At 68.2% G+C, this 26465-nt stretch carries 28 protein-coding genes; 10 read left to right on the top strand and 18 right to left on the bottom strand.

What is annotated here, in order from left to right; translation table 11 throughout:
* On the top strand, positions 1–379 hold a 379-nt coding region (locus Q8N19_RS06295), incomplete at its 5' end, for a hypothetical protein (RefSeq protein ID WP_305588733.1).
* A gap of 9 nt (positions 380–388) precedes the next feature.
* Here Q8N19_RS06295 and Q8N19_RS06290 read toward each other — a convergent pair.
* The 4 genes from Q8N19_RS06290 to Q8N19_RS06275 all read right to left on the bottom strand — a co-directional run bounded on the left by Q8N19_RS06290 (position 389) and on the right by Q8N19_RS06275 (position 4969).
* Positions 389–1771: a VWA domain-containing protein gene (locus Q8N19_RS06290; RefSeq protein WP_305588732.1), complete on the bottom strand. Its 1383-nt coding sequence runs from the start codon at positions 1769–1771 to the stop codon at positions 389–391.
* A 10-nt stretch (positions 1772–1781) separates the two neighbouring features.
* Positions 1782–2750: a MoxR family ATPase gene (locus Q8N19_RS06285; protein WP_305588731.1), complete on the bottom strand. Its 969-nt coding sequence runs from the start codon at positions 2748–2750 to the stop codon at positions 1782–1784.
* Between the two features lie 124 nt (positions 2751–2874).
* Positions 2875–3825, bottom strand: a complete 951-nt coding sequence (locus Q8N19_RS06280; protein WP_305588730.1) for an alpha/beta fold hydrolase — start codon at positions 3823–3825, stop codon at positions 2875–2877.
* A 61-nt stretch (positions 3826–3886) separates the two neighbouring features.
* On the bottom strand, positions 3887–4969 hold the full coding sequence (locus tag Q8N19_RS06275) for a hypothetical protein (protein WP_305588729.1): 1083 nt from the start codon (positions 4967–4969) through the stop codon (positions 3887–3889).
* 187 nt (positions 4970–5156) lie between these two features.
* Between Q8N19_RS06275 and Q8N19_RS06270 the strand changes: the two genes are divergently transcribed.
* The 5 genes from Q8N19_RS06270 to Q8N19_RS06250 all read left to right on the top strand — a co-directional run bounded on the left by Q8N19_RS06270 (position 5157) and on the right by Q8N19_RS06250 (position 9611).
* Entirely contained in the window at positions 5157–6431 is a 1275-nt protein-coding gene (locus Q8N19_RS06270; RefSeq protein WP_305588728.1) for a cytochrome P450, read from the top strand.
* 2 nt (positions 6432–6433) lie between these two features.
* The gene (locus Q8N19_RS06265; protein ID WP_305588727.1) at positions 6434–7462 is read left to right on the top strand and encodes a phosphotransferase family protein; all 1029 of its coding nucleotides are present in this window, start codon (positions 6434–6436) and stop codon (positions 7460–7462) included.
* Positions 7459–7905, top strand: coding sequence for a hypothetical protein (locus tag Q8N19_RS06260; RefSeq protein WP_305588726.1), 447 nt, complete (start codon positions 7459–7461; stop codon positions 7903–7905). The genes Q8N19_RS06265 and Q8N19_RS06260 overlap by 4 nt, the downstream gene beginning before the upstream one ends.
* A 151-nt stretch (positions 7906–8056) precedes the next feature.
* A complete protein-coding gene (locus tag Q8N19_RS06255; RefSeq protein ID WP_293316211.1) occupies positions 8057–8464 on the top strand; it encodes a Zn-ribbon domain-containing OB-fold protein in 408 nt (135 codons plus the stop codon).
* A 10-nt stretch (positions 8465–8474) separates the two neighbouring features.
* Entirely contained in the window at positions 8475–9611 is a 1137-nt protein-coding gene (locus tag Q8N19_RS06250) for a hypothetical protein (RefSeq protein ID WP_293316213.1), read from the top strand.
* A gap of 53 nt (positions 9612–9664) precedes the next feature.
* Here the strand turns inward: Q8N19_RS06250 and Q8N19_RS06245 are convergent, their stop codons facing one another.
* From Q8N19_RS06245 to Q8N19_RS06190, 13 genes are read right to left on the bottom strand one after another with little or no spacing between them, the layout of a single operon-like run.
* Positions 9665–10144: a hypothetical protein gene (locus tag Q8N19_RS06245; protein WP_305588725.1), complete on the bottom strand. Its 480-nt coding sequence runs from the start codon at positions 10142–10144 to the stop codon at positions 9665–9667.
* On the bottom strand, positions 10141–10737 hold the full coding sequence (locus Q8N19_RS06240) for a response regulator (RefSeq protein ID WP_305588724.1): 597 nt from the start codon (positions 10735–10737) through the stop codon (positions 10141–10143). The genes Q8N19_RS06245 and Q8N19_RS06240 overlap by 4 nt, the downstream gene beginning before the upstream one ends.
* Before the next feature lie 9 nt (positions 10738–10746).
* The gene (locus Q8N19_RS06235; RefSeq protein WP_305588723.1) at positions 10747–11127 is read right to left on the bottom strand and encodes a hypothetical protein; all 381 of its coding nucleotides are present in this window, start codon (positions 11125–11127) and stop codon (positions 10747–10749) included.
* Positions 11127–11684: a chemotaxis protein CheD gene (locus tag Q8N19_RS06230; protein ID WP_371133799.1), complete on the bottom strand. Its 558-nt coding sequence runs from the start codon at positions 11682–11684 to the stop codon at positions 11127–11129. Before Q8N19_RS06230 ends, Q8N19_RS06235 begins: the two co-directional genes overlap by 1 nt.
* Entirely contained in the window at positions 11681–12070 is a 390-nt protein-coding gene (locus Q8N19_RS06225) for a response regulator (RefSeq protein ID WP_305588722.1), read from the bottom strand. Before Q8N19_RS06225 ends, Q8N19_RS06230 begins: the two co-directional genes overlap by 4 nt.
* Positions 12070–13107: a chemotaxis response regulator protein-glutamate methylesterase gene (locus tag Q8N19_RS06220; protein ID WP_305588721.1), complete on the bottom strand. Its 1038-nt coding sequence runs from the start codon at positions 13105–13107 to the stop codon at positions 12070–12072. Before Q8N19_RS06220 ends, Q8N19_RS06225 begins: the two co-directional genes overlap by 1 nt.
* A complete protein-coding gene (locus tag Q8N19_RS06215) occupies positions 13104–13994 on the bottom strand; it encodes a protein-glutamate O-methyltransferase CheR (protein ID WP_305588720.1) in 891 nt (296 codons plus the stop codon). Before Q8N19_RS06215 ends, Q8N19_RS06220 begins: the two co-directional genes overlap by 4 nt.
* On the bottom strand, positions 13991–14458 hold the full coding sequence (locus Q8N19_RS06210; RefSeq protein WP_305588719.1) for a chemotaxis protein CheW: 468 nt from the start codon (positions 14456–14458) through the stop codon (positions 13991–13993). The genes Q8N19_RS06215 and Q8N19_RS06210 overlap by 4 nt, the downstream gene beginning before the upstream one ends.
* A 2-nt stretch (positions 14459–14460) precedes the next feature.
* Positions 14461–16842: a chemotaxis protein CheA gene (locus Q8N19_RS06205; RefSeq protein ID WP_305588718.1), complete on the bottom strand. Its 2382-nt coding sequence runs from the start codon at positions 16840–16842 to the stop codon at positions 14461–14463.
* Positions 16843–16890: 48 nt separating this feature from the next.
* The gene (locus Q8N19_RS06200; RefSeq protein ID WP_293316234.1) at positions 16891–17256 is read right to left on the bottom strand and encodes a response regulator; all 366 of its coding nucleotides are present in this window, start codon (positions 17254–17256) and stop codon (positions 16891–16893) included.
* Positions 17253–17552 (bottom strand): STAS domain-containing protein, encoded by a 300-nt coding sequence (locus tag Q8N19_RS06195; protein ID WP_305588717.1) that lies wholly within the window; start codon positions 17550–17552, stop codon positions 17253–17255. Before Q8N19_RS06195 ends, Q8N19_RS06200 begins: the two co-directional genes overlap by 4 nt.
* 46 nt (positions 17553–17598) lie before the next feature.
* Positions 17599–18210: a methyl-accepting chemotaxis protein gene (locus Q8N19_RS16935; protein ID WP_371133800.1), complete on the bottom strand. Its 612-nt coding sequence runs from the start codon at positions 18208–18210 to the stop codon at positions 17599–17601.
* Positions 18211–19560: a methyl-accepting chemotaxis protein gene (locus Q8N19_RS06190; RefSeq protein WP_371133798.1), complete on the bottom strand. Its 1350-nt coding sequence runs from the start codon at positions 19558–19560 to the stop codon at positions 18211–18213.
* Between the two features lie 390 nt (positions 19561–19950).
* On the opposite strand from Q8N19_RS06190, the gene Q8N19_RS06185 reads away from it, so the two are divergent.
* Complete coding sequence (locus Q8N19_RS06185; protein ID WP_305588716.1) at positions 19951–20550, top strand: PleD family two-component system response regulator; 600 nt, start codon at positions 19951–19953, stop codon at positions 20548–20550.
* On the top strand, positions 20547–21023 hold the full coding sequence (locus tag Q8N19_RS06180; RefSeq protein WP_305588715.1) for a hypothetical protein: 477 nt from the start codon (positions 20547–20549) through the stop codon (positions 21021–21023). The genes Q8N19_RS06185 and Q8N19_RS06180 overlap by 4 nt, the downstream gene beginning before the upstream one ends.
* 6 nt (positions 21024–21029) lie before the next feature.
* Here Q8N19_RS06180 and Q8N19_RS06175 read toward each other — a convergent pair whose 3' ends face one another.
* Positions 21030–21503, bottom strand: a complete 474-nt coding sequence (locus Q8N19_RS06175) for an Lrp/AsnC ligand binding domain-containing protein (RefSeq protein ID WP_305588714.1) — start codon at positions 21501–21503, stop codon at positions 21030–21032.
* 90 nt (positions 21504–21593) lie between these two features.
* On the opposite strand from Q8N19_RS06175, the gene putA reads away from it, so the two are divergent.
* Both putA and Q8N19_RS06165 read left to right on the top strand, forming a co-directional pair.
* A complete protein-coding gene (gene putA, locus Q8N19_RS06170; RefSeq protein WP_305588713.1) occupies positions 21594–24674 on the top strand; it encodes a bifunctional proline dehydrogenase/L-glutamate gamma-semialdehyde dehydrogenase PutA in 3081 nt (1026 codons plus the stop codon).
* A 151-nt stretch (positions 24675–24825) separates the two neighbouring features.
* Positions 24826–26418: an FAD-dependent oxidoreductase gene (locus Q8N19_RS06165; RefSeq protein ID WP_305588712.1), complete on the top strand. Its 1593-nt coding sequence runs from the start codon at positions 24826–24828 to the stop codon at positions 26416–26418.
* Positions 26419–26465 lie beyond the last annotated feature (47 nt).

The raw sequence follows: 26465 nt of genomic DNA, 5'->3' as shown, positions 1-26465 counted from the left end.
CCCGCCCCAGCCGGTGATGGCCGACGCCATGGTCATCACCCGCGAACTCCATGGCCGTAATCAGTCGATCTGGTTTGATTACAGCAGCGGCGTAGAGACCTACAACAACGTCCGTTTCCTGAGCCGGGAAGTCAACGACGGTGAGGCGTCTGGCCTGTCGGGCGGTGTCGGGCCGCCTCGGGTCAAGCGTTCGTTCTGGCAGAGGTTCAGCTGGAAGCGCTTGGGCGAAGCGACCAGCTATCCCCCGCCGTCCGCTGACCGGATCGGCGGGGCGATCATTCGGGCGCGCGAGGAGATCGCCGTGGCCGACGCCTATCTGCGCGGCGGCTTCACCGACAGCCGGATCTACATCGCCCACCGCTGGCCACGCCGCACCTGACCGCCCCCCTCAGTGCGGGACGTACTGGCGCAGGACGTCTTCGATGATGCGTTCGAGCTGGTCCAGCGTGTTGCAGGTCTTGGCCAGGTGGCAGAAGGGCAGGTAGCGGTTCATGACGCTGTCGCCCTGGTTCCAGTAGCTCTCCGGCTCCGGGTTCAGCCAGATCACCGAGCGGGACCGCTCGTGGATGGTGCGCATGATGTCCAGGCGCGGATCGGCATAGTTGGACCGGGCGTCGCCTAGGAAGATCACCGTGGTGTGGCGGTCGAGCTTGTCGAGGTGGTTCTCGGCGAAGTCCTGCAGGGCGCGGCCATAGTCGGTCTGCTGGAAGCCGATGAGTTTCAAAACCTCCAGGATCGCCTTGTCCACCCCGTGCTCGTCCAGGATCTGGTTCACCGGGATCATGCGGCCGGAAAAGGCGTAGGCATCCATCCGGTCGACCACCTCATTCAAGCTATAGAGGAAGGTCAGCAGGAACTGGGCGGCCGCGGCCACCGACTTCGAGACGTCGCAGATGGCGATGATCTTGGGCTTGTCGACCCGCTCGGTCTTCCAGACCACGTTGAACGGCACCCCGCCATAGGCCATCGACTGGCGCAGGGTCCGGCGCACGTCCAGGTGACCCTTGCGGGCCCGGTTGCGACGCCGCGAGTAACGGTCGGCCAGGCGCTTGGCCATCTTGCGCACCAGCGCCTGCATCACCTGCAAATCCACCGGATCGATGCCGCCCTCGGCGTTCAGCGCCTTGCGGGCCAACAGCTCCTCGCGCAGCTGGCGGCCGCTCTCGGACGCATAGAGGTCATGCTGGCGCTGGACATAGCGCTGGGCCTCGGCGGCCACGACCTTGCGGCCGGCCTCCAGCCGGTCGGCCAGGGCGGCCCCGCCCTCACCCTCAAGGCGGCGAGCCTGGCTGATGATCTTCTCGATCTCGGCCACCCCCATCTCGTCCAGCAGGCGCCGCGTCAGCCGGCTCTTCTGGGTGGAGAGCCTGATTTCAGAGACCTGGGCGGCCTGGGCCGCGCGCTCCATGGCCTGGCTGAGCGCCGTGGAATCGCCGGCCAGGATGATCTGGGCCAGCTCAGAGCCGGCGGCCTCTTCGGACACGTCCTCCAGCCTCGCCTCGGGCGGGGCGGCTTCGCCGCCTTCCGGCGGCGGGGGCGGTGTGGCGAAGTCGAAGGGATCGCGGGCGAAGAAGTTGTCGAAGGCTCGGTCAAACCGGGCCACCTCGTCCTCGCTCTTGGCGAGCGTCGCGCACAGCGCGTCCTTCAGCAGCTCGCGATCGGCGTAGCCGATGCGGGCCACGGCCTCGTGGGCGTCGATGGACTCAGCCGGCGAGACCTTCACATCGGCGGCCCGAAGGGCGCGGATGAAGTCCTCCATCTGGTGCTGCATGGCGCGGCGCCTACGGAGTCGTCTGGGCCGTCCGCAGCAGTTCGCTCACCTGCGGCTCGACCATCTGAATGTCCTGCTCGTACTTCAGGATCACGTTCAGGGTGTCGCGCACCATGGCCGCGTCCAGGCTGTCGGCGTGCATCAGGATCAGCGCCCGGGCCCAGTCGACGGTCTCGGAGATCGAGGGCGACTTGCGCAGGTCCATCCCCCGCAGGGCCTGGACGAAGCCGACCAGCTGGTGGGTCAGGCGTTCTTCGATATTCGGCACCCGGCTGGCGACGATGCGGCGCTCCAGGCTGGCCTCGGGCAGGGGGATGTGCAGGTGCAGGCAGCGCCGCTTCAAAGCGTCGCCCAGGTCGCGCACATTGTTGGAGGTCAGAAAGACGATGGGCGGGGTCTTGGCCTTGATGACGCCGAGCTCAGGCACCGAGGCCTGATAGGCCGACAGCACCTCCAGCAGGAAGGCCTCGAAGGCCTCGTCGGACTTGTCGATCTCGTCGATCAAGAGGACGCAGCCATCGTCTTCCCGCAGGGCCTTCATCAGGGGCCGGGGCTCCAGGAAGGGCTCGGAGAAGAACATGTCACCCATGCCGTGCAGGCGCTCCATGGCCTCGTCCATGCCGGCCGCATCCGCCAGTTCGGCGCCCATGCGGTCCTTGAGGATCTGGGTGTAGAGGAGCTGCTTGCCGTACTTCCACTCGTACAGGGCCTTGGACTCGTCCAGACCCTCATAGCACTGCATGCGGATCAGCGGCAGGCCGAGCAGGGTGGCGGTCGACAGCGCCAGTTCTGTCTTGCCGACGCCGGCTACCCCTTCCACCAGGATCGGCTTCTGCAGGTGGACCGACATGTAGAGCGCCGTCGCGATGCGGCGCGAGGCGATATAGCCGACGCCGGCCAGCCCCTGAACGAGGGCGTCGACCGAGGCGAAGGAATCCGTCGACGGCGAGGCGTTCGCCGCCTGAGCCAAAATCGTCAAAGTCTCAATCTCTCAAAAAACAGGAGACGGGTCCCCGAGAGCCCGCCGAAGGTCAATCTGACGATAGTGCCAAGGCCAGGCCCCCAAAGGCAAGCCGCATCGCCGCGGCGCTGCTGGCCTTCGCTCAGGGCGCGTCGGCCAGGAAGTCGGCGATCGCCTGGCGGGCGGCGGGCTCCTCCAGGGTCGGCGCATGGCCGACGCCGTCGATATCCACCCGGCGAAGCTGCGGGGCCAGGGCCTGCATCCGGGCGGCCGTGCCCTCGGCCAGCAGGTCCGAGGCGCCGCCGCGCACCAGCAGCATGGGCCGGTTGATGGCCAGCGCCATGTACAGCGGCCAGAGGTCGGGGCTCGGCGTGCCGGCCGGGGCGGCGGCGAAGGCCTGGGCGATGGCCGGATCGTAGTCGAGCACCAGCTTGCCGGGCTCAGCCTCCCGCCAGGTGCGCCTCGCGAACCGGTCCCAGTCGGCGTCGGTCAGGTGCGGCTGGGCCGAGCCGTTGATCGCCCGGGTCCGCTCGACGGCCTCGGCCCAGCTGGCCGCGGGGGCGCCTGAGCCCACATAGCTGCCGATCCGGGTCAGCCCTTCGGTGGCGATCTCCGGACCGATGTCGTTCAGGATGGCGCCGGCGATCAGGTCCGGCCGCAGGGTTGAGAGCGTCATGGTGATCAACCCGCCCATGGACGTGCCCAGGAAGATCGCCCGGGCGATCCCGGCCTCGCCCATCAGGCTCGCCACGTCGCCTGCATAGACGGCCGGGTTGTAGTTGGTGGGGTTGGGGTCATAGGCCGAGCGGCCGCGGCCCCGCACGTCCAGGGCCAGGACCCGGCGGCCTGTGGCCGCGATGGCCGGCGCCACATCCTCGAAATCCCGGGAGTTACGGGTCAGGCCGTGGATGCAGATCACCGGCAGCCGCGCCGGCCCATCCGCGCCGCCATAGTCCCTGGCCCACAGGCTCAGGCCGTCGCCGGAGGTCCAGGTCCGCTCGGCATAACCGACGGCTTCGCGCTGGGGCGGGGCTGTTGCGGGCGCCGCCGGCGCCTGCGACGCGCCGAACATCTGTGCCAGAAACCGCCGCATGGTCGCCTCCGTCATTGATGGACCCTGACCCGATCAGGCGCCGGCCCGCTTGGCAAGACCCTCAGCTCAGGCCGTAGGGCTGATAGGGGCCGGCGATCAGCTGTTCGAAGACCCCCATCCCGGTCTGGGGCGCCTCACCGGGCGTGGTCAGGGTCACCCGGGACAGGGCCTGGATATGGACATGCTCCGGCGCGCCCATGTTGGCGGCGGCCAGGTCGATGTCCTCGCGCTCGACCACCAGCTCACCCTTGTAGGCGCCGTGTCGCCAGGCGCCGGAATAGCCGATTCCGCGCATCAAAAAGGTCAGAAATGGCTCGAAATTGACCCTTATGAGACCCCCTTCAGAGGGGATTTCCAGCACCCCGCCCTGGGCGTGCCGCGTGCCAGGGGCCAGCTCCACCCCCGTCATGCGCGCCGCGGCGGTGTGAAACCCGCCGCCTTGCGGCGCCCCGTCGGGCAGGATCACCGCCCGGGTGTTCCAGGCGCTCCCGTCCGGATCGGCGTTGACGTGGAAGAAGACGCTGCGGTCGGCGAAGTTCAACGGGGTCCACTGCCAGAAGAAGCCGCTCATGGTCATTGGGACCGGCGGCTGGGGATCGGGCGCCCCCACCGGGCGGATGCCCCAGGAGCGGTCGCGGGAGCCCACGGTTCCCGCCGGCAGGTCCTGACGATCGCCGTCCACCTCGATCCAGCCGGTGCAGCGGACGTTCTGGGTCAGGCGGGTATAGTCCATGAAGGCCCGCGGGCCGATGCGGCGGGTGAAGCGCGGCTCCTCGATGGGGAAGGCGCGACCGCTGAAGGTGATCTCGGCGGCCAGGCCTTCGCCGTCCCTCACCGTCACCTTCAGGGTCTGCAGCGGCTCCACCACGGTGATGGCGATGGGCCCGACCTGAAGATCCAGCCGTTCGGAATGCAGGACCTTCGAGGCGTGCACACAGTGCTGCACCCCGTCGCGGATGACGCTGAAATGGGCGTCGGCGATGTTCAGGTGCGGATAGACCCCGAAGGCCACGGCGAAATAGGTCGCCCCGTCAGGGCTGTAGCCGTTGAAAAAATAGCGGTCGTAGAAGTTCCGGTCGGTCCCCGCATGGGCCACCGGCTCCGGCGTCTGGTGGATGGGAAAGTCGTCGGCCTTGGTCAGCATGGGCGGTTCCTCCGGACGCAATTTCTACAGCGGTTTGATTGTCGGTATTGCGACGTCGCCTGTGCTGGCAGTATCAATTGTTCAAGTAGAACAAGGCAAGGGAGGCGTCGGCGTCCTAACGTTACGGAACGAAATTGCTGCCCTTGGGTAAGCATTCCGCAACGTAAGGCCGTCCGCAAGGGCGATCATGACTGAATCAAATGTGCGCATACCCGATGAACATGCGCAGACTCTGGTGGACCCCAAGGCCTATGCCGACGGGCGCATCCACGAAACCTATGCCTGGCTGCGGGCCAACAACGCCTTCGGGCGGGCCGAACCGGCCGGCTATGAGCCCTTCTGGGTGGCCACGCGCCACGCCGACATCCTGGAGATCAGCCGGCAGAATGCGCTCTTCCTGAACGGCGCCAAGTCGCCGACCATCGTCAATCAGGAGACCGACGCCAAGATCCGGGAGATGACCGGCGGCAGCCCCCACCTGCTGCGGACCCTGATCCACATGGACGAGCCCGATCACCACAAGTACCGGGCGCTCACCCAGGCCTGGTTCATGCCGCAGAACCTGCGGTCCATGGAGGACCGTATCCGCGGGGTGGCCAAGGCCGCGGTGGACCAGAGGGGCGCCACCGGGGGCCAAAGCGACTTCGTCCGCGAAGTGGCCCTGCACTATCCCCTGCGGGTGGTGATGGAGATCATGGGCGTGCCGCGGGAAGATGAGCCGCGGATGCTAATGCTGACCCAGGAGCTATTCGGCGCCGCCGATCCGGAACTGGCCCGCAAGGAGGAGGTCGATCCCGGCGCCAAGCTGACCCCTGGGGTCATCACCGACTTCTTCGAATATTTCCGCAAGCTGTCGGCCGACCGGCGGGCCAATCCCACCGATGACCTGTCCAGCGTCATCGCCAACAGCATGATCGACGGCCAGCCGATCTCCGAGTTCGAGGCGATGAGCTACTACATCATCGTCGCCACGGCGGGCCACGACACCACCTCGTCCTCCACCGGCGGGGCCATCTGGGGCCTGGCCGAGAACCCCGCCGAGCTGGCCAAGCTGAAGGCCGATCCGTCGCTGATCGCGGGCCTGGTGGATGAATCCATCCGCTGGACCACTCCGGTGAAGACCTTCATGCGCACCGTGGCCGGGCCGACCGAGATCGGCGGCCGGGCCCTGGCGGCCCAGGACTGGCTGATGCTCTGCTACGCCTCGGGCAACCGCGACGAGGCGGTGTTCGACGATCCCCAGGCCTTCCGGGTCGACCGCAAGCCTAACAAGCACCTGGCCTTTGGCTATGGCGCCCACCTGTGCCTGGGCCAGCACCTGGCCAAGATGGAGATGCGCATCCTCTGGGAGGAGCTGATCCCGCGCCTGGAATCCCTCGAGCTGGCCGGCGAACCGCAGATGTCCCAGGCGGTGTTCGTCAACGGGCCCAAGACCCTGCCCATCCGCTTCAAGATGAGCTGAGCATGGAGGAGGCTGAGCTCGTCCAGCGCCTGGGCGCCTATGCCGCGGCGAGGATGCCGCAGGCGCAGGACGTGGCGGTCACCGAGATCGCCCGCATCACCGGCGGCGCCTCGCGCCAGACCTATCGCTTCACCCTGGTCTGGACCGAGGGCGGGGAGGCCCGCCGCCGGGGCCTGATCCTGCGCCGAGATCCGGCCGACAGCCTGATCGACACCGAGCGGCGGGTGGAGTTCGAGGCCTATCGGGCCTTCCACGGCGGCGAGGTGCCGGTGCCGGAGATGCTCTGGCTGGAGGAGGGGGAGGAGGCGCTGGGCAGTCCCTTCTTCGTGGCCGCCGAGATCGCCGGCTTCCAGGCCGGGACCGGCCCCCTGTGGACGGCGCCCTATCAGGAAAGCCTGCCGGCTCTGGGGCGGCGCAAGTGGACGATCCTGGGCCAGATCGCCCGGGCCGACCCCACGGCGCTGGGGCTCGTCGCTGTACTGCCGGCCACCCGGGCCGAGGATGTCTGGCTCCGCGAACTCGACCATTGGGAAGGGGTGCTGGACGCCGACGAGACCGAACCGCTGCCGGTGATCCGGGCGGCCATCCGATGGCTGCGGGCCAATCCGCCGCCGCCGGCCCAGAAGGTGGCAGTGGTGCATGGCGACTACCGCACGGGCAACTTTCTCTACGACACCCAGGGCGGCATTCACGGCGTCCTCGACTGGGAGATGTGCCATCTGGGCGACCCGCTGGAGGACCTGGGCTGGAGCTTCAATCCGGTCTGGTATTTCGGCCAGGGCAAGCCCGGCGGTCTTCTCCCCCGGGACGAGGCGGTCGCCGCCTGGGAGGCCGCCAGCGGCCTCACAGCCGCGCCGGACGCGCTGAAATGGTGGGAGCTGTTCGCCTGTGTGAAGGGCCAGGCCATCTGGGTCTCCAGCGCCAGGACCTGGCTGGACGGCGCCAACCGCGACCCGATCCTGGTCTATCCGGCCTGGGCCCTGATCGACGCCCAGGACCGCGCCGCCCTGAAAGTGATGGGACATCTATGACCCCCGCCGTCTCCCAGGTGCTGGCCGATCTGGCCGGCCGCGTGGCCCGCAACGCCGCGCCCAACGTCCCGGCCGCCGACCGGGCCGGCGAACTCGGCCTCTCAGCCCTGCTGCTCGGTCTCGCCGCGGAAATGTGGGACGGGGCGGCCGAGATCCTGGTCCAGGAAAACACCGACCTCCGCGCCCTGCTGGCGGCCGGGGCGAAGGTCTGGGGCGAGGAGTCCCGCCGTCGCTGGCTGGAGGCCCTGGCCCAGGGCCGCGACGAGAGCCTGAGGCTCAGCGCCCTGCAGAGCGCCAATGGCGAGCTGAAGGTGGCCCTGATCGCCCTGCATGCAGAGCTGGAGCGGCGGGACGATCCGGCCGCCAAAGCCCTGGAGTCCCAGGTCTGGCGCGCCCTGGTGGCGGCCAGCGACCGGCGACGACTCTCGGGCTCTCCGGTCTAGGGTGCGTTCCGATAAGGGGAGCCGGTTGTCGGACGAAACGAGCTCAAGACTCTAAGCCGGTCGACAAGCGCGCCGCTCTCGTCTTTTCTGGCGCCCGCTCGGCCGGAAGAGGCCGGGATTTTTGAAAACATTGTTTGAGGGATGGAGACTTATGCCGCCTCGCATTTTGCCGGAGCCGACTCCGGAGACCCAGCATTTCTGGGACGGGACCCGCAACGGGGAGCTTCTGCTCCAGCGTTGCAAGGAGACCGGTGAAGCCTATTTCCCGCCGCGCCCGTTCGCACCCAAGACCGGCTCGCGCAATGTCGAGGTCTTCAAGGCCAGCGGCCGCGCCACCCTCTATTCCTACGTAATCAACCATCGTCCCCGCCCGGACATGGGGACCGAGCCCTACGCCATCGCCGTGGTGCAGCTCGAGGAAGGCCCGCGGATGATGACCAACATCGTCGGCTGCCCCCAGACTCCGGAAGCCCTGGTGCTCGACATGCCCCTCGAGGTCGTCTTCGAGAAGATGAGCGACACCATCACGCTGCCGTTCTTCCAGCCGGCCAAGGGGTAAGGCGACCATGATGCAGAAATCCGTTGCGGTCGTCGGCGCGGCCGAGACCACCAAGATGGGCAAGATTCCGGACGTGTCCGTGATCGGCCTGCACGCTGACGCGGCGCTCAACGCCATGGCCGACGCCGGCCTCAAGCCCACCGACATCGACGGCGTGGCCTGCGCCGGCATCTCGCCGGTGGAGCTCGCCCAGTACCTCGGGATCACGCCGACCTATGCCGACGGCACCAGCGTCGGCGGCTGCTCCTTCATGCTGCATGTCCGCCATGCGGCCGCGGCCATCAATGCCGGCCTGTGCACCACCGTCCTGATCACGCATGGCGAATCGGGCCGTTCGCGGGTCGGCGCCGGGGGCTTTGGCCGGGCGCCGTCCAGCCTGATGGGTCAGTTCGAGATGCCCTATGGGGTCACGGCCCCGCCGACCATGTTCACCATTCCGGTGCTTCGCTACATGAAGACCTATGGGGTGACCGAGGAAGACCTGGCCAATGTGGCGGTGATCCAGCGGGAATGGGCGGCGAAGAATCCGCGCGCCTCCTATCGCGACCCGATCACCATCGATGATGTCCTCAACTCCGACATGATCGCCTGGCCGTTCCGCAAGCTGATGTGCTGCCTCGTCACCGACGGCGGCGGGGCGCTGATCCTGACCAGCGCCGAGCGGGCCAAGGACTTCCCTCAGAAGCCGGTCTATGTGCTGGGCACGGGCGAGAGCGTGGAAACCCCGCTGGTCAGCCAGATGGAGGACTTCACCACCTCCAAGGCCTTCCGCGTCTCGGGCAAGAAGGCCTTTGACGAGGCCGGCATCAGCCATGCCGACGTCGATCACCTGATGATCTACGACGCCTTCGCCCACCTGCCGCTCTATGGCCTGGAAGACCTCGGCTTCTGCAAGCCGGGCGAGGCCAAGGACTTCATCAATGGCCGCAACACCGCCATCGGCGGCAAGCTGCCGCTGAACACCAATGGCGGCGGGCTCTCCTACATGCACTCAGGGATGTACGGCATGTACGCCCTGCAGGAGAGCGTGCGTCAGATGCGCGGCATTGCGCCGGCCCAGGTGGACGGCGCCAAGATCAGCGTCTGTCACGGGGTGGGCGGCATGTTCGCCGCCTCGGGTACGGTGATCTTCACCAACGAGGCCTGATCGGCCGCAGGTTTGTCGCCGGGGGCCTGAGGGCTTCCGGCGACAACTCGCGCTCAGGCAGCCGGCGCTTCGGCCTCGCCGTCACCGATGCTCAGATGTTCGGTCAAGCTCCAGAGGCCTTCGACCATGGCGTTCAGACCCTCGCGGTCCGCCTCTGCGGTGTTCCAGATCAGCCGCATGCCGTTCACATGGATCTTGATCGGCGCCCAGTCCGCAGCGCCCCGGGTGCGGAGCTTATCGGCCAGTTCGCAAAGGCTATAGGCGGCGCGGCACAGCTGCTTGTCATCGAACAGGCCGGCGATATCGAGCACGGTGGTGGACAGGTCATAGACCGAATCCATCGGCGCGGCCTTGTCCTGGCAGAGCCATTCCAGGGTCTCCAGGGCCTCGCCGATCGCCTCATAGGACTTGCCCTGCTGGGCCGCCAGCTCCCGGGCCGCGCGGGTTCCGGCCATGCCAGCCGTCATGCCGCCGGGTTCGCTCACATGATTGGCCAGACGGTTGCGAACCTTGAAGATTTCGGCGTCGCTCATAGGGCGGCCCTTTGCGGCTTCAGCAGGTTATCGATCTCGTCCTGGTCCATGTTCGGATCCTTGGCTATCCCGACGTGGGCCGACAGATCGTCCTTACGCCGGCCCTTGACGCCGAGCGGGGGCCCGACGTTCCGGAAGCGGCGGTCAGGACCCACATAGGAATCGCTGCGGACCATGGAGCGTTCGTCCTTGGCCACCCAGTAGATCCGCTGCAGCAGGACTTCCGGGGTGAAGGGCTTGGAGACGATAAAGTTGGCGCCGCAATCGCGGCTGCTTTCGATGGTCGAGCGGGCGGCGTGGCCGGTCAGCATGATCACCGGCGCAAACCGCGCCTCCTCGGGACCTTCCCGGCGCAGCCAGCGCACGAAGGCGTAGCCATCCATGTCGGGCATGACGGTGTCGCAGACGATCAGATCGATCTCACGGCTTCGCAGCACGGCCTGGGCGTCGGCGGCCGAGCCACACTTCACCTGCCGGTGGACGCCAAAGCCCCGGAAGATGGAGGCCAGCACCTCCAGCGCCTGCTCGTTGTCGTCGATCAGCAGGACGTTGGAGCGCGCCAGGTTGAGCCGGACATCTGGGTGAAGGCTCACCGCACCGCCTCAGAACAGATCAAGATCGCCGGACGCGCCATCTGGCGCCGGCGGAATCTGGCTGGCGTTGTAGAGCACGCTGCGGAGCCGGCCCGCGACGTCACTGAGCGGCACCAGGGCCAGCACCGCGTCGGGATCGACGTTGCGGGCGGTGGTCAACTGCTCAGACATGCCGCGCATGAAGATCGCCACGGCGGACAGGTGCTGAGTCAGGACATCCAGAGTCTGGGCCTCGCTCAGCGCCAGCTCCCGAGGTTCGCCCTCCACGGCCGCAGCGAGCCGAGTCACCAGCTCCTCCAGCCGGGCGCACAGGTCGCCGGCATGGTCCATTTCCGCGGCCAGGGCGGCCAGGAGCGGCGGCGCAAGGACGGCGACCTGGCCGGGCCGCATCAGAACAGCTCCACGGCGCCGTCGTCGACGACCACCGGGGCCGGCTTCGGGACCTCCTTGAGGGTGGTCAGCTCCTGGGTGTCGGTCACGGTCTTCTGCTGGGCCCGACCGGTGGTCGGCCAGAACTGAATGCGACGGGCGCCGAAGCCCCCGAGGCTGGTGCCCATGACCGGAATGCCTTCGTCGCGCATGAAGCGTTCGGCGAAGGCGATGTTCGAGGCGCCCACATCCGACAGGCCGCTGAACATCCGGGCCCCACCGAACAGCTTGGCCTGCAGGCGCTCGCGACGGGCGCCCAGACGCAGCAGTTCGTTGATCAAGAGCTCCATGGCGAAGGCGCCGTAGCGGCGGCCTTCATTGGCGCCCTCGGCCTTGCCCTCCGGCAGCAGGAAGTGATTCATCCCCCCGACGCCGCGCTCGGGATCCCACAGGCACACGGCCACGCAGCTTCCCAGGATGGTGGTCAGGGTGATCTCCGGATCGCCGGTGACATAGTGCTCGCCCTGGACCACATGGACCCGCTTGCCGGCACGCTGGGAGATGTTTTCAACGATCATTCAAGCGGCCCGAAAACGGCTTCGATCTTTTCCTTCAGCGTCTGGGTCGTGAAGGGTTTGACCAGATAATTGTTGACCCCGAACTGCACCGCCCGCTGCACCAGCTCGCGGTCGGCGCGGCCAGTCAGCATGATGACGGCGGTCTTGGAGATGGGGCCGTGGGCGCGGATGGCGCGCAGCAGTCCCAGCCCGTCCAGCTTGGGCATGTTGAAGTCGGTGATCACCAGATTGGCGGGCTGGGCCAGCAGGGCGCGCAGGGCGTCCTCCCCGTCGGCGGCTTCCCGGGTCTGGTTGATACCCAGGGCGTTCAGGCTGGTGCGGATCAGCGAGCGCATGGACTGCTGATCGTCAGCGATCAAGGTCTTGATGGCTCCGGGGGCGGGCATCAGGCGCTCCTTTGCGGCTCGGTCGCCGCGCATAGACCAAGGATTGCCGCGCTCATGCGAGCAAGCGGCGACTGTTTTTCCACCGCCCCGATTTCGTGGGCGGCGCGGGGCATCCCATAGACCACGCAACTGGCCTCATCCTGCCCCAGGGTGTGGGCGCCGGCCTTGCGCATGGTCAGCAGACCCTGTGCGCCATCGCGGCCCATGCCGGTCAGGATCACGCCGAGGGACGGACGGTTCAGCCGGGCGACCGACTCGAACAGAACGTCCACGGAGGGTCGGTGGCCGTTGACCGGCTCATCGACCCGCAGGCGGCAGGTGGGATGGGTGGTTCCGGTGACCTCCAGATGGGCGGCGCCGCCGGGAGCCAGATAGACGTGACCGGGCGCCAGGCGCGCCCCGTCCCAGGCCTCGGCCACCTTGGCGCCGGACACACGGTCGAGGCGCTCGGCGAAGCTCTTGGTGAAAGTCGCGGGCATGTGCTGGGTGATGACGGTCGGCGGGCAGGTGGCCGGGAAGGCCGAAAGGATGGTCATCAGCGCCTCGACCCCGCCCGTGGAGGAGCCGATGGCCACGATGATGTCCTCGGCCCGATAGGTGCGGTTCTCCTCGGCGCGGACCACCGGGCCGGAGAAGGGGCGAACCCGGGCGCGGGCGGCGGCCTTCACCTTTTCGGCGAGGTCGGCGAAGGCCTCCGAGGCCGTATTGCCGGCGCCGGGCTTGCCGACGCAATCGACGGCGCCGAGCTCCATGGCCGACAGGGTGGCGTCGGCCCCGGCCTGGGTCAGGGTGGAGACCATGACCACGGGCATGGGCCGCAGGCGCATGATCTTCTCGAGGAAGTCGAGGCCGCTCATATGCGGCATCTCGACGTCCAGGGTGATGACGTCGGGGTTCAGGCGCTTGATCGCGTCCCGGGCCTCCAGGGGATCGTTGGCGAAGCCGAGGACCTCGATCTCGGGGTCCTGCCGCAGGGTGGCGGCGATGAGGCTGCGCATGGTCGCCGAGTCGTCGACGATGAGTACGCGGACGGTCATGGCTTGGTCCTCAAGCGATAGGTGGTCAGGCCGGCGGTCTCGAGGGTGGAGACAGCCGGGCCGCTAACCCGCTCAGAATGGCCGATATAGAGGGTGCCCCCCGGATTCATGGCCGGGACGAAGCGGCTCCAGATGCGCTCCTGGGTGGGCTCGTCGAAATAGATCACCACATTGCGGCAGAAGATCACGTCGAACCGGCCGCGCATGGGCCAGTCGCCGATGAGGTTCAGCTCACGGAACGACACCAGGTCCCGCAGCTCGGGCGAGACCGACCAGATGCGGCCATCGGCGGCCTGCACCTTCTCGAACCAGCGCCGGCGCAGCTCCAGCGGGACCGGCGAGACGGAGTCCTCGCGGTAGCAGCCGGCCTTGCCCTCGGCGACCATGTTGGGGTCGATGTCGGTGGCCAGGATCTTCACGTCCAGCTTGGCGGCCTCAGGCAGAACCGACAGCAGGGTGATGGCCATGGAGTAGGGCTCCTGGCCGTTGGAGCAGGCGGCCGACCACATGCGCACCCGACCGCCAGCCCTGGCGCGGGCGGCGAGCTCGGGCATCACCTGGTCGCGCAGGTGGTCGAAATGGTGCGGCTCACGAAAGAAGCGCGTCACATTGGTGGTGAGCGCGGCCATCATGGCCTGGCGCTCGTCCAGGGCGTCGACGTCCTCCACCAGGGCGCAATATTCCCGGAAGTTGCGCAGGCCGAGCGTGCGCAGACGCTTGGCCAGGCGCGAATAGACGAGCGCAGCCTTGCCCTCGTTCAGGGCGATGCCGGCATAGGAGTGCAGGATCTGGGCGATCTTGCGGAAGTCCTCGGCCGTCAGCAGGAATTCGCCGTCGACCAGACCTTCGTTTTTCGCGCCGCGCCGGGAGTCCGGGGTCTGCGTCATGCCGCCTCGGCTTCTGTCTCAGGCAGGACGCGGTCCAGGGCGATCAGGCTGACCATGCGGCCGTCGAGGGCGAACAGGCCCTTGACGAAGGTCTTCACCTGGTCGCTGGCCACGTCCGGGGTCGGCTGGACCAGGTCGTCGCTCATATTGATGATGTCGGACACCGCATCGACCAGCAGGCCGATGGTCCGCTCGCCGATGTGGACGACCATGATGACGTGACGGGCGGTGGGCTCGGAGGTGTTCAGGCCAAGCCGTGCGCCCAGGTCGATGATCGGCAGGACCGCGCCGCGCAGGTTGATGACGCCCTTCACGAAGGAGGGGGTGCGTGGCAGCGGGGTGGCCGGCGCCCAGCCACGGATCTCTCGCACCGACATGATGTCGACGCAGAACTCCTGGTCGCCGATGCGGAACGCGATCAGTTCGCGCCGCTGGGCGACGCCTTGGGTCACGGTGTCAGTCATGGTCAAACCGCCATTCGCTTCTCGATACGGGGCGCCTTTCGGCGCGAGGTCGTCACCAGGGCGTCGACATCCAGGATCAGCGCCACCCGGCCGTCGCCCAGGATGGTCGCCGCGGCGACCCCGTGGATGTGCTGGTAGTTGGCTTCCAGGCTCTTGATGACTACCTGGCGCTGGCCCTGGATGGCCTCGACCAGCAGGGCGGCCTTACCGCCCCCTTCGCTTTCCACCAGCACGGCCACGCCCGAGGCCGGCGGCAGGGGCGTGTCCCGGAAGCCCAGGGCCACGCCGACATCGATCAGGGGCACGAAGGTGTCGCGGATGCAGATCACCGCGTCGCGCCCGCCGATCAGGTGAACGTCTTCAGCCCGCGGGGTCAGGCTTTCGACGATGTTGGAGAGCGGCGCCACCAGGGTCTGGTCGGCGGCCGAGACCACCATGCCGTCCAGGACGGCCAGGGTCAGCGGCAGGCTCATGGAGAATTTCGAGCCCTTGCCGGGCTCCGAGGTGATGGAGATCCGTCCGCCCAGCGCCTGGATGGACCGCTTGACCACGTCCATGCCCACGCCGCGGCCGGAGATGTCGGAGACCACGTCGGCGGTGGAGAAGCCGGGCAGGAAGATCAGGTTGTCGATCTCGTCGTCCGACAGGACGGCGTCCTCGGCGATCAGGCCCTTGGCCATGGCGATGCCGCGGACCCGGGGGCGGTTGATCCCGCGGCCGTCGTCCTGGACCTCGATGACGATGCGCCCGCCCCGGTGCAGGGCGGCCAGGCGCACGGTTCCCTCGGCGCCCTTGCCGCCGGCCTCACGCTCCTCGGGCGTCTCCAGCCCGTGGTCGATGGCGTTGCGCAGCATGTGGGTGATCGGGTCGGACAGCCGCTCGATGACCGTCTTGTCGACCTCGGTGTTCTCGCCGTCCATGACCAGACGGACCTTCTTGCCCACCATGTCGGCGACTTCGCGGACCAGACGCGGCATGCGCTGGAACACCGACTTCACCGGCTGGGCGCGGATGGCCATGACGCTGTCCTGGATCTCCCGGGTCAGCAGCTCCAGGTCCTCAAGACCGAGCGCTACGTCCGAGGACCGGGCCAGACCGCTTTCGAAGACCCGCTGGGACAGCATGGCCTGCTGGATGACCAGCTCGCCCACGGCGTTGATCAGCCGGTCGACCCGGTCGAGATCGACCCGGATCGTCGGGGTCGCGGCGGTGGCGGGCCCGGCGGCGGCGCGGGCCTCGGCCTTCTGGTCAGCCTTCGGATCGGCCTTGGGCGGCGCGGCCTGGGTCTGGGCGTGATCCTGCGAGGCCTTTTCGGCCAGGGCGATCAGGCCGGCCACATCCAGGCTGGCCGGGTCCTGGGCCGGCGCCGCAGGCGGCGCGGCCGCCACGGGCGCGGGCGCCGGAGCAGCCGCAGGGGCAGGCTCCTCGGTGGGGGCGGCGACCCTGGCGAGCAGGGCGTCAAGATCAAGCGGCGCGCCGGCCGCGGCCTCGACGGCGCTGGCCGAGGCGTCGTCATCGGCGGCGATGTCTGGCTCGGAGGCCTCGGTGGCGGCTTCGCCTTCGCGGGTCACCTCCAGATCACAGTCGTCCTCGACGAATTCGAAGACCTCGCGGACCTCGGCTTCGCTCTTGTCGCCCGACAGGCGAACGGTCCAGGTCAGATAGGCCTGTTCAGCCGACAGCTGATCCAGCGGCGGCACGGCGCCGGCGTCCAGCGCGACCTCGACATCTCCCAGCCGCGCCAGTTCGCGCAGGACCAGGGCCGCCTCGTTTGCCTTGGCGTACATCTCGGCCTTGGGCCGGAAGGTCACGCGCCAGGCGGGCGCGGCGGCAGGGGCCTCCGGCGGTGGGGCGGCCGCAGCCATCAGGGCGGCGACGTCGACCTCGGGAGCGTCAGCGGCCGGTTCATCAAGGCTGAGGACCACGGGCACGAACCCGAAATCCTCTTCGACGGCGCCGGAGTCGCCGTCCTCGTTCAGGCCGAGCTCAGCGGCGCGGTCCTGGTCGATCAGGCCCTGCAGGTCGGCGATCATGCCGACGGTGCGACCCTCATCCACCTGTCCGCCGCTGCGGGCGGCGGCCACATGGTCGGCCAGCACGTCAGAGGCCCGCAGCAGAACCTTGGCGACCTCGTCGGTGAGGTGCAGCTTGCCCGAGCGCATCTCGTCCAGGACCGTCTCAAAGACGTGGGCGAAGCGGATCAGCTCTTCGAGACCGAAGGCCCCGGCGCCGCCCTTGACGGAGTGCACCGCGCGGAAGACCGCGTTGATGGTCTCGGAATCGTCGTCGCCCTGCTCCATGGCCAGAAGCCCCGACTCCATGTCGGTCAGCAGCTCCTCGCACTCCTGGAAGAAGGTCGCCTTGATACTCTCGAATGGATCCACGGGGTGCTCCGGACTCAGGTCAGCTTAGGTCGCAGGCCTTCGTCGCCCTCAGGCGGCGACGCGGCGGATAGCGTCCACCAGCTTGGTCGGGTTGAAGGGCTTCACGATCCAGCCGGTGGCGCCGGCGGCGCGGGCGCGTTCCTTCTTGGTCGCGTCGCTCTCGGTGGTGAGGACGAGGATTGGGGTCGCCCGGTGGGCCGGATCGGCGCGCACGCCTTCGATCACGCCGAAACCATCCATGCGGGGCATGTTGATGTCGGTGATGACCACGTCGGCGCCTTCAGCGCGCAGGACCTCCAGGCCCTCCACGCCGTCGACGGCCTGGATGACCCGGTAGCCGGCCTGGACCAGGGCCATATTCAGCATCTCACGCATGGTGCGGGAGTCGTCGATGGTCAGAACGGTTTTGTTCACAGGTGTGCCCCCTCGGGTTCAAAGTTGATCTGCGGCGCGCCGAAGGCGGCCAGTTGTTCAAGAAAACCTTCGGAGGCCTGCTCGATGCGCAATGGCAGCCCGTCCTCCGCCCAGCTGATCCGCGCCGACAGGAGAACCTGCAGGCAGAGTCCGCCCAGCCGGCTGACCTGAGAGGCGTCGATCTGCAGTGGCCGGCCCCTCAGGGCCAGGAGCTCCGCCCGCAAGGGCTCGGCGGCCTGCAGGTCGAGCACCTGACAAAGGCTGACCTCAGCGATATTGGCGTCTGCGTCCGTCATCCGGCGCTCCCCCCCAGACTTGTTGGTTTAGTTAAGAGCGAAATCCTTAAAACTCTTCCCAACCTTCGCTCTCGGCGACGGGCTCGGGACGGCGGGCCGCACCCCCATCGCGGGAGGAGGTCTTCATCTGCGGCACGTGCCGGTTGGCGAAGCTCTCGCCACGGCTCGCGCGGGCCGGCGCGCTGCGGCTGGACGTGGCCGGGGCCTCGCCTGCGCCGATGTTGAAGCGTCCGACGCTCTGCGACAGGCTTTCGGCCTCGGTGGCGAGCGAGTGGCTGGCCGCGGTGGTCTCTTCGACCATGGCCGCGTTCTGCTGGGTGACGCGGTCCATCTCGTTAACCGCGGTGTTGACCTGATGCAGGCCAGTGGCCTGTTCCTGGGCGCTGGCGGCGATCTCAGACACCAGGCCGTCGATCTCGGCCACCTGGGAGACAATCCGCTCCAGGGCCTTGCCGGTCTCGCCGACCAGGCCGACCCCTTGCGCCACCTGCTGCGAGGAGGCGCTGATCAGAGACTTGATCTCCTTGGCGGCGTCGGCCGAACGCTGGGCGAGCGCGCGAACTTCAGAGGCGACGACGGCGAAGCCGCGGCCGGCGTCCCCGGCTCGGGCGGCCTCAAAGCCGGCGGTGAGGGCCAGCAGATTGGTCTGGAAGGCGATCTAGTCGATGACGCCGATGATCTGGGTGATCTGTTCGGACGACTTCTCGATCTCGCTCATGGCCTGGACGGCGTCGCCGACCACATGGCCGGTCTTCTCGGCGTCTCCGCGGGAGGTGGCGACCACGGCCGAAGCCTGCTTGGCCCCTTCGGCGGACTTGCGCACCGTGGCGGTGATCTCATCCAGCGCCGCGGCGGTTTCTTCCAGGCTGGCGGCCTGCTGTTCGGTGCGGCGCGACAGGTCGTCGGCCGCCTGGCTGATTTCGCCGGCGCCCGAGCGCATGGCCCGGACGTTGGTGGCCACGATCGACATGGCTTCCTGCAACTGGCTGATGGCCGCATTGAAGTCGTCGCGCAGCTTCACATAGTCGCCCGGGAAGGGCTCGGAGATGCGGAAGGTCAGGTCGCCGCGGGCGAGGTGATCCAGGCCAGAGGCCAGGCCGGCCACGACCTTGGCCTGCTCCTGGGCGATGGCGGCGCGTTCGGCCTCGTTGCGGGCGCGCTCGGCCTCGGTCTGACGGCGCTGTTCGTCGGTCTGGCTTTCCAGGCGGGCCTTTTCGATGGCGGCGTCCTTGAAAACCTGGACGGCCTCGGCCATTTCGCCGACCTCGTCCTTGCGGCCGCGGGCCGGAACTTCGACCGACGAGTCACCCTCGGCCAGGCGGCGCATGGCTGAGGTCATGTTGTTGATCGGCGTGGCGATCATCTTGGTGAGCACCCAGCCCAGAAGGCCCGCGACCGCGGCGGCGATCGCCAGGGCCACGGCGATCATCGTGGTGGTGTTGCTGTTGATGGTGGCGAGCCGCTCTGTTGCGGCGGCGACGTCTGCCGTTTCAGCTTCGAGCACCGCCGCCATCGGGCCTTCGACTTTGTCCATCAGATCGTCGGCCAGTCCCGACTGCCCGACCATGGCGGCGGCGTCGGAATAGGTGAGAGGATTCATGGCCAGGGCGGCCCCGGCGTCGACCACCTGGGCGTACCAGTCATCGGCGGCCTTCACGGCGGCGTCGATTTGCGTGACCGACTCAGGATGGCTCTCCACCAGGACGCGGACCTCCGCCATCACCTTCTTGAAGTTGGTCTGGTGAGATTTGGCCCGCTCCAAATAGTAGGGGTCGAGGGAGATCAGGAAGCCGCGGAAGCTGTTTTCCTGACGGGCGAGGAAAAACTCGGCGCGGCCGATGCTGTCCAGGGCGACCTTGCTTTGGGTCAATTCCCCACGAGCCACGGTAAGCTGCCCCAGATTGTAGAAGGTGATGGCGCCGGTCGCCATGATCACCAGCACCATCAGGGCGAAGCCCGCCGCCAGTTTGCGTGAAATTTTCCAGTCGTTGAACGACACGTCAGCCATCCCAGTCTTCGGTCGCGCCGCCAGCGGCAGGGCGAGAGGTTTCGGCCAGAGACGCCGGCCTCGGAGAGACGTTTGCGGGCCGCTACCCGGAGCACGTCCATTAACTCTGGTCGGTGATCAGGCTTTACCGTTGAAGAAAGCGTTACTTCCTTGTCCGTCACAGCCACGTCGGGCGGCGCAGGGCCTTCTATTCCTGGGAAAGCGGTCAGGTGCGACATTCTAGCGCGCGTCGGCCTGACACATGACTTCAAAGGCCTTTACCCGGAATGGGTATTTCAAGGCGCAAGTCTTTCTTAAGGGCTGCCAGTCTTTGCTGAAGCTTGGGGCGGAGCGTCGGTCCCGCCTAGCGGCCACAGTCGTAGCCGACCGGTTTCCCCACTGGAGCGCCGCATGGCACTCGAACCCACATCCCGGGGCCGCTTCAATCTGGAGAAGGCCACCATCCTCATGCTGGACGGCAACGGCATGGGCATGGACATCCTGGTCCAGATCGTGACCGGCCTGGGCGCCAAGTCCCTGCATCGCTGCCTGACGGTGGAAGAGGCCAAGGACGTGGTGAAGCGCAACACCATCGATCTGATCATCGCCGACGCGCTCTCGCCGGCCGGCGAGGGCTATGAGTTTGTCTCCTGGCTACGAACCGATGGCGGCGAGCCCAACGCCTTCGTGCCGGTGGTGGTGACCGCGGCCCATACGCCGGTGTCGATGGTGCAGAAGGCCCGCGATTGCGGCGCCCATTACATCGTCAAGAAGCCCCTGACCCCGGTGGTCATGCTGGAGCGCATTCTGTGGATCGCCCGGGAGAGCCGGCCCTTCATCGAATGCGACGCCTATGTCGGACCAGACCGACGGCACAAGAACGAGGGACCGCCCAATGGCGTGCCCCGGCGTCGCGACGACCTCCCCCCCGAGGTCGGCGACGCCCAGGAGCCTAATCTGAGCCAGGACCAGGTCGATGGTCTGTTTTCCACTCGAAAGGTGTCCCTGTGAGCTCGGTTCGTATCCATCGCCCCAAGTACGCCCTGGCCACCATGCTGCGAAAGCCTGGGGGGACCACGGTCGCCGAGGCGGTCGAGCGGGCCGAGACCAATCTGGAGAGTCTGCAGGAGGCCGGCTGGGTCCAGCTCGACGAAGGGCTGGCGGCGATGGACAAGGTCTTCGCCCGCTACGGAGACCGCTTCGACGGTGATCTGGTGGCCGAGCACTACGGCCTGGCGGTCAGGCTGATCGGCCTGCCCAGTCTCTGCGGTCTCGACGCCCTGGAGAACGCCGCCCACAGCCTGTGCGATCTGCTGGACCGGCTCTCGACCACCGGCCGCTGGGACCGTGACGGGGTGCAGGTTCACATCCAGGCTCTGCGGCTGCTGCGCAATCTGCCGGCCGGCGCCGACGCCGTGGCCGAGCCGGTGCTTGATGGGCTGCGCAAGGTCCGCGAACGCCACGCCATCCAGTCCTCGAATTAGGGCTGCTCAAAGCGGCAGTCGCACCGTGTTCTTGACCTCCTCAAGCACGGCGTAGGTCCGCGTCTCCCGCACGCCAGGCATCTGCACCAGGATCTCCCCCAGGAAGGCGCGATAGGCGGCCATGTCGGCCAGCCGCGCCTTGATCAGATAGTCGAAGCCGCCAGCCACCATGTGGCACTCCAGGATCTCGGGAGTGGCCAGGGCCGCGGCGGCGAACTCGGCGAACAGGTCGCCGGTGGTGCGATCCAGCTGAACCTCCACAAAGATCAGCAGACCCCGGTCGATGGCCTGGGGGTCCAGCAGGGCGGCATAGCCCTGGATGACGCCGGTCGCCCTCAGCCGTCGCACGCGCTCATGGCAGGCGGCCGGCGACAGATTGCAGCGGGCGGCCAGGGCCTGGTTGGTGATCCGCCCATCGGCCTGCAACAGGCGCAGCAGGCGCAGATCTGTCTCGTCAAGCTTCGTCGTTTCGCGGGTCATTCTGTGAATTATTCGGTGATAGGGTCTGACATACGAAACACATTCGGCGTCTCGACCGCTACATCGAACTGAAGCCCTTGGGAGGTTGCGATGGACTGGGACCTGTTGGACGCCGCCAAGTATCAGGACGAGACCGAGGCGGTGGCCGCCCTGCTGGCCCGGCCGCCGTTCGGTGCCGACGCCCAAACGGCGATACGGGCGCGGGCCGAGGCCCTGGTGCGGGGCGCCCGGGGACGGGCCGACCGGCAGGGGGTGGTGGAGAGCTTCCTGCAGGAATTCAGCCTGGGCACCCGGGAAGGCCTCGCCCTGATGTGCCTGGCCGAGGCCCTGCTGCGCACCCCCGACGACGAGAGCCGCGACCGATTGATCGCCGAGCGCATCAGCAGCGCCGACTGGGCCGCGCACCTCGGCAAGTCCGACAGTCTGTTCGTGAACGCCTCGACCTGGGGCCTGATGCTCACCGGGCGGCTGGTGGAGGTGGACGAGGAGGCGCAGCGGGACCTGGGCGGCTTCCTGCGGCGCCTGACCGGACGGCTGGGCGAGCCGGTGATCCGGGCGGCGGTCGCCCAGGCGGTGCGCATCATGGGCGAGCAGTTCGTCCTGGGGCGCGACATCGACGCGGCCCTGAAGCGGGCGAAGGCCGAGGGCTATCTCTGTTCGTTCGACATGCTGGGGGAGGGCGCCCGCACGAGCGCCGACGCCGCCCGCTATGAGGCCGCCTACGCCCAGGCCATCGCCGTGGTCGGCCAGGCCCATGGGGGGCGCGGCCCGGAGGACGGGCACGGGGTTTCGGTGAAGCTCTCGGCTCTGTCGCCCCGTTATGAGGCGACGCAGGCTGCGCGGGTCTGGGACGAGCTCTATCCGCGACTGAAGCGCCTGGCGGTCCTGGCGGCGGGCTATGATGTGAATCTGACCCTGGACGCCGAGGAGGCCGACCGTCTGGTTCTGTCGCTCAAGCTGCTTGACCGGCTGGCCCGCGAGCCGGAGCTCGGAGACTGGCGGGGCCTGGGCCTGGCTGTGCAGGCCTATCAGAAGCGCAGTCCTCAGGTGATCACCGCCCTTGCGGCGCTGGCCCAGGCCAGTGGCCGGCGACTGATGGTCCGGCTGGTCAAGGGCGCCTACTGGGACACCGAGATCAAGCGCGCCCAGGTGAACGGGCGGCCGGACTATCCGGTCTATTCCACCAAGCCGGCCACGGACCTGTCCTATCTGGTCTGCGCCAAGGCCCTGATCGCGGCCGCGCCACATCTCTACGCCCAGTTCGCCACCCACAACGCCCATTCCCTGGCCGCCGTGCGGCAGATGGCGGCCGAGGCTGGCGTGGCCATCGAATTTCAGCGACTGCACGGCATGGGCGAGGCGCTTTATGCTGCGGCTCAGGCCGAGGCGCCCCTGCGCCTGCGGGCCTATGCGCCGGTGGGCGGGCATGAGGACCTGTTGCCCTATCTAGTGCGCCGGCTGCTGGAGAACGGGGCCAACACCTCCTTCGTCCACGCCCTGCTCGATGAGCGTGTGCCGGTGGAGCAGGTGGTGGCCGATCCCCTGGCCCAGGTCGCGCAGGCCGGACCGGGCCGGCATCCGAAGATTCCGCCGCCGGCCAAGATCTATGGCGCGGCGAGGGTCAATTCCCAAGGCCCCGACCTCAGCATCGCCCAGACCGCCGCGGGCCTGACCGCCGCCGCCCGCGGACTGGAGCCGGTCGCTGCCGGGCCGGTCATCGCCGGGCGGCTGAGGACCGCGGGCGCGCCGCAACCCCTCCACAGTCCGGCCGACCCTGGCCGACTGGCCGGACATGTGATCTCGGCCACCTCGTCCGACATCGACGCAGCCTTCGCCGCCGCCCGGACGGCCCAGCCGGCCTGGGACGCCCTGGGCGGGGCGGGGCGGGCCAAGGTGCTGCGGGCCATGGCTGAGGCGCTCGAGGCCAACCGCGACAGGCTGATCGCCCTTTGTGCGGTCGAGGCGGGCAAGACTTTGGCCGATGGGATCGCCGAGGTGCGCGAGGCGGCCGACTTCTGCCGCTACTACGCCCATCTGGCGCAGAGCCAGTTTGGCGCGCCCGAGGTGCTGACCGGCCCCGTGGGTGAGGCGAACAGCCTCGCCCTGCAGGGCCGCGGCGTCTTCGTGGCCATCAGCCCCTGGAACTTCCCCTTGGCCATTTTCACCGGCCAGGTCTGCGCGGCGCTCGCGGCTGGCAATGCGGTGCTGGCCAAGCCCGCCGAGCAGAGTCCGCTGATCGCCGCCGAGGCGGTGGCGCTGTTCTACGCCGCCGGCCTGCCGCCGGAGTTGCTCGCCCTGCTGCCGGGACCAGGCGGCGAGGTGGGGGCGGCCCTGGTCGCCCATCCCCAGTGCGACGGCGTCGCTTTCACCGGGGGGACCGACACCGCCCGGGCGATCAACCGGGCGCTCGCCGAGCGGCCGGGTCCGATCATCCCCTTCATCGCCGAGACGGGGGGCCTGAACGGCATGTTTGTCGACACCACAGCCCTGCGCGAGCAGGTGATCGACGATGTGATCCTCTCGGCCTTCGGTTCGGCGGGCCAGCGGTGCTCGGCCCTGCGGATACTGTTCCTGCCGGCCGAGACGGCGGATGGCCTGATCGAGGGGCTGGTCGGGGCCATGGACGCCCTGGCGCTCGGCGATCCGGCCGAACCCGCCACTGATGTGGGGCCCGTTATCGATGCCGAGGCGCGCGCGGCCCTGGAGGCCCATGTCGAGCGGCTGGGTCGGGAGGCGAAGCTCCTGCACCGGCTGCCGACGCCGGCGGGCGGGAGCTTCTTCGGGCCGGTCCTGGCGGAGATCCCCAGGCCGGGTTTCCTGCAGAAGGAGGTCTTCGGCCCAATCCTGCATGTGGTCCGGTATGAGGCCGGCGAACTGGAGGCCATGGCCAGGGAGCTGGCCTGCCTGGGCTATGGGCTGACGCTCGGCGTGCATTCGCGGCTGGACGGGTTCGCCCGGCGGGTGCGCGAGCTGGTCCCGGCCGGCAACGCCTATGTGAACCGCGGCATGACCGGGGCCGTCGTGGGGGTCCAGCCCTTCGGCGGCGAGGGGTTGTCGGGGACGGGTCCAAAGGCGGGCGGTCCCAACGCCCTGTTACGCTACGCCGTGGAGCGGGCGGTGAGCGTCAACATCGCCGCCCAGGGGGGCGACCCGGCGCTCCTGAATCTCTAGCGCTGCGGAAAATCCGGGCGCAGGCGCGTGATCGTCGCCTGTAATCCGCGCGCTCCTCAGGGCGTTGCAGGGCTGGCCACGCTTGCGCCTTGTCAGCGGGGCGCCCGGTCGCCGCTCTAGGCCCAGCAGGTTGCTGGGGGTCTTGAGTCTCATGGGTGTCAGTCGGCGTCTCTTTCTGCATCGTCTGGGGGCGGTCGGAGGGCTGGGCGCGGCCTATAGCGCCATGACGGCGCTCGGCCTGAACGCCGCCGTCGCAGCGATCCCGCCCACCCTGTCGCCGCAGCTTGGCCGGGGACGCAAGGTGGTGATCCTGGGCGCCGGGATCGCGGGCCTGGTCTGCGCCTATGAGCTGGAGCGCGCCGGGTTCGACGTCACGGTTCTGGAGGGGCGCGATCGGCTGGGCGGCCGCAACTGGACCCTGCGCGGGGGCGACAAGGTGGAGATGGTCGGCGAGGCCGATCAGACCGTGACCTTCGAGAAAGACGTCTATCTCAATGCCGGGCCGGCCCGCATCCCCAGCCACCACGAGGGGCTGCTCGGCTATTGCCGCCGCCTGGGCGTGCCCCTGGAGGTTGAGATCAATGTCAGCCGCAGCGCGCTGATCTGGGGGGAGGGCGCCCACGGGGGCAAGCCGATCCAGATGCGCCAGGGGATCAACGACACCCGCGGCCATGTGTCGGAACTGCTGGCCAAGGCGATCAACAAGGGCGCTCTGGACGGGGAGCTGACCCTTGAGGACAAGGAGAAGCTGCTGCCCTTCCTGCGGGCCTACGGGGATCTGTCGGAGGATTTGAGCTTCCAGGGCACCGAGCGGTCGGGTTTCGCCCAGGCGCCAGGCGCCGCCGACCAGTTCAGCCAGCGTCGGCCTCCGGTGCCGCTGCGGGACCTGCTGGCCAATCCGCAGATCCGCGCCACGGTGTTCGAAGACAACATCAACATGCAGGCGACCATGTTCCAGCCGACGGGCGGCATGGACCAGATCGTCGCCGGCTTCGAGCGCGCCATCAAAAGCCCGGTGATCCGCAACGCCAAGGTGACCGCCATCGCCCGGGCCGGTGAGGGGGTTCAGGTGGCCTATGACCAGGGCGGCGCCCGGCGCACAGTCTTGGCTGACCACGCGATCATCACCATCCCGCTTGCCATCCTGACGGGGATCGAGAACGACTTCTCCCCGGCGGTAAAGACCGCCGTGGGCAGCGTGCCCAATGCGTTTTCCAACAAGATCGGCTTCGAATCCCCCCGTTTCTGGGAGAAATCGCAGATCTATGGAGGCATTTCCTGGGTCGGCGGGGACACCTCCCTGATCTGGTATCCCAGCAACGGCCTGCACACCGAACGCGGCATGTTGCTGGCCTGCTACGGCTCCGGCCCCCGCGCCGAGGGCTTTGCGGCCCTGCCGCTGGAGGCCCAGATCGCCGCAGCCCGCGCCGCAGTGGGTCGAGTCCATCCGGGACATGAGGGCGAACTCACCAAGCCTGTGGTGGTCAACTGGAGCAAGATCCCCTTCAGCCACGGCCCCTGGCCCAACTGGCAGGGCGACAGCGCCCAGGAAGGTCACATGGACATGCCCGCCTACCGGCTTCTGAACCAGCCTGACGGACCCTTCCACTTCACCGGCGCTCATCTGAGCCAGATGCCGGGCTGGCAGGAGGGGGCGGTGCTGTCGGCGCACCGCACGATCAAGGCCCTGGCCGCCCAGGTCCAGGCCACGGCTCTTGCGCAGCCGCGTGTCGCGGCCTCCTAGTCGAACCCGCGCCCTACCTCTTCAAGCTTCTCAAGAACAAGGAAACG

This window comes from Phenylobacterium sp. (genome assembly GCF_030693405.1).
Classification (GTDB): Bacteria; Pseudomonadota; Alphaproteobacteria; order Caulobacterales; family Caulobacteraceae; genus Phenylobacterium.
The sequence above is the reverse complement of the archived record's forward strand: the minus strand, read 5'-3'. Positions and strand labels throughout refer to the sequence as shown.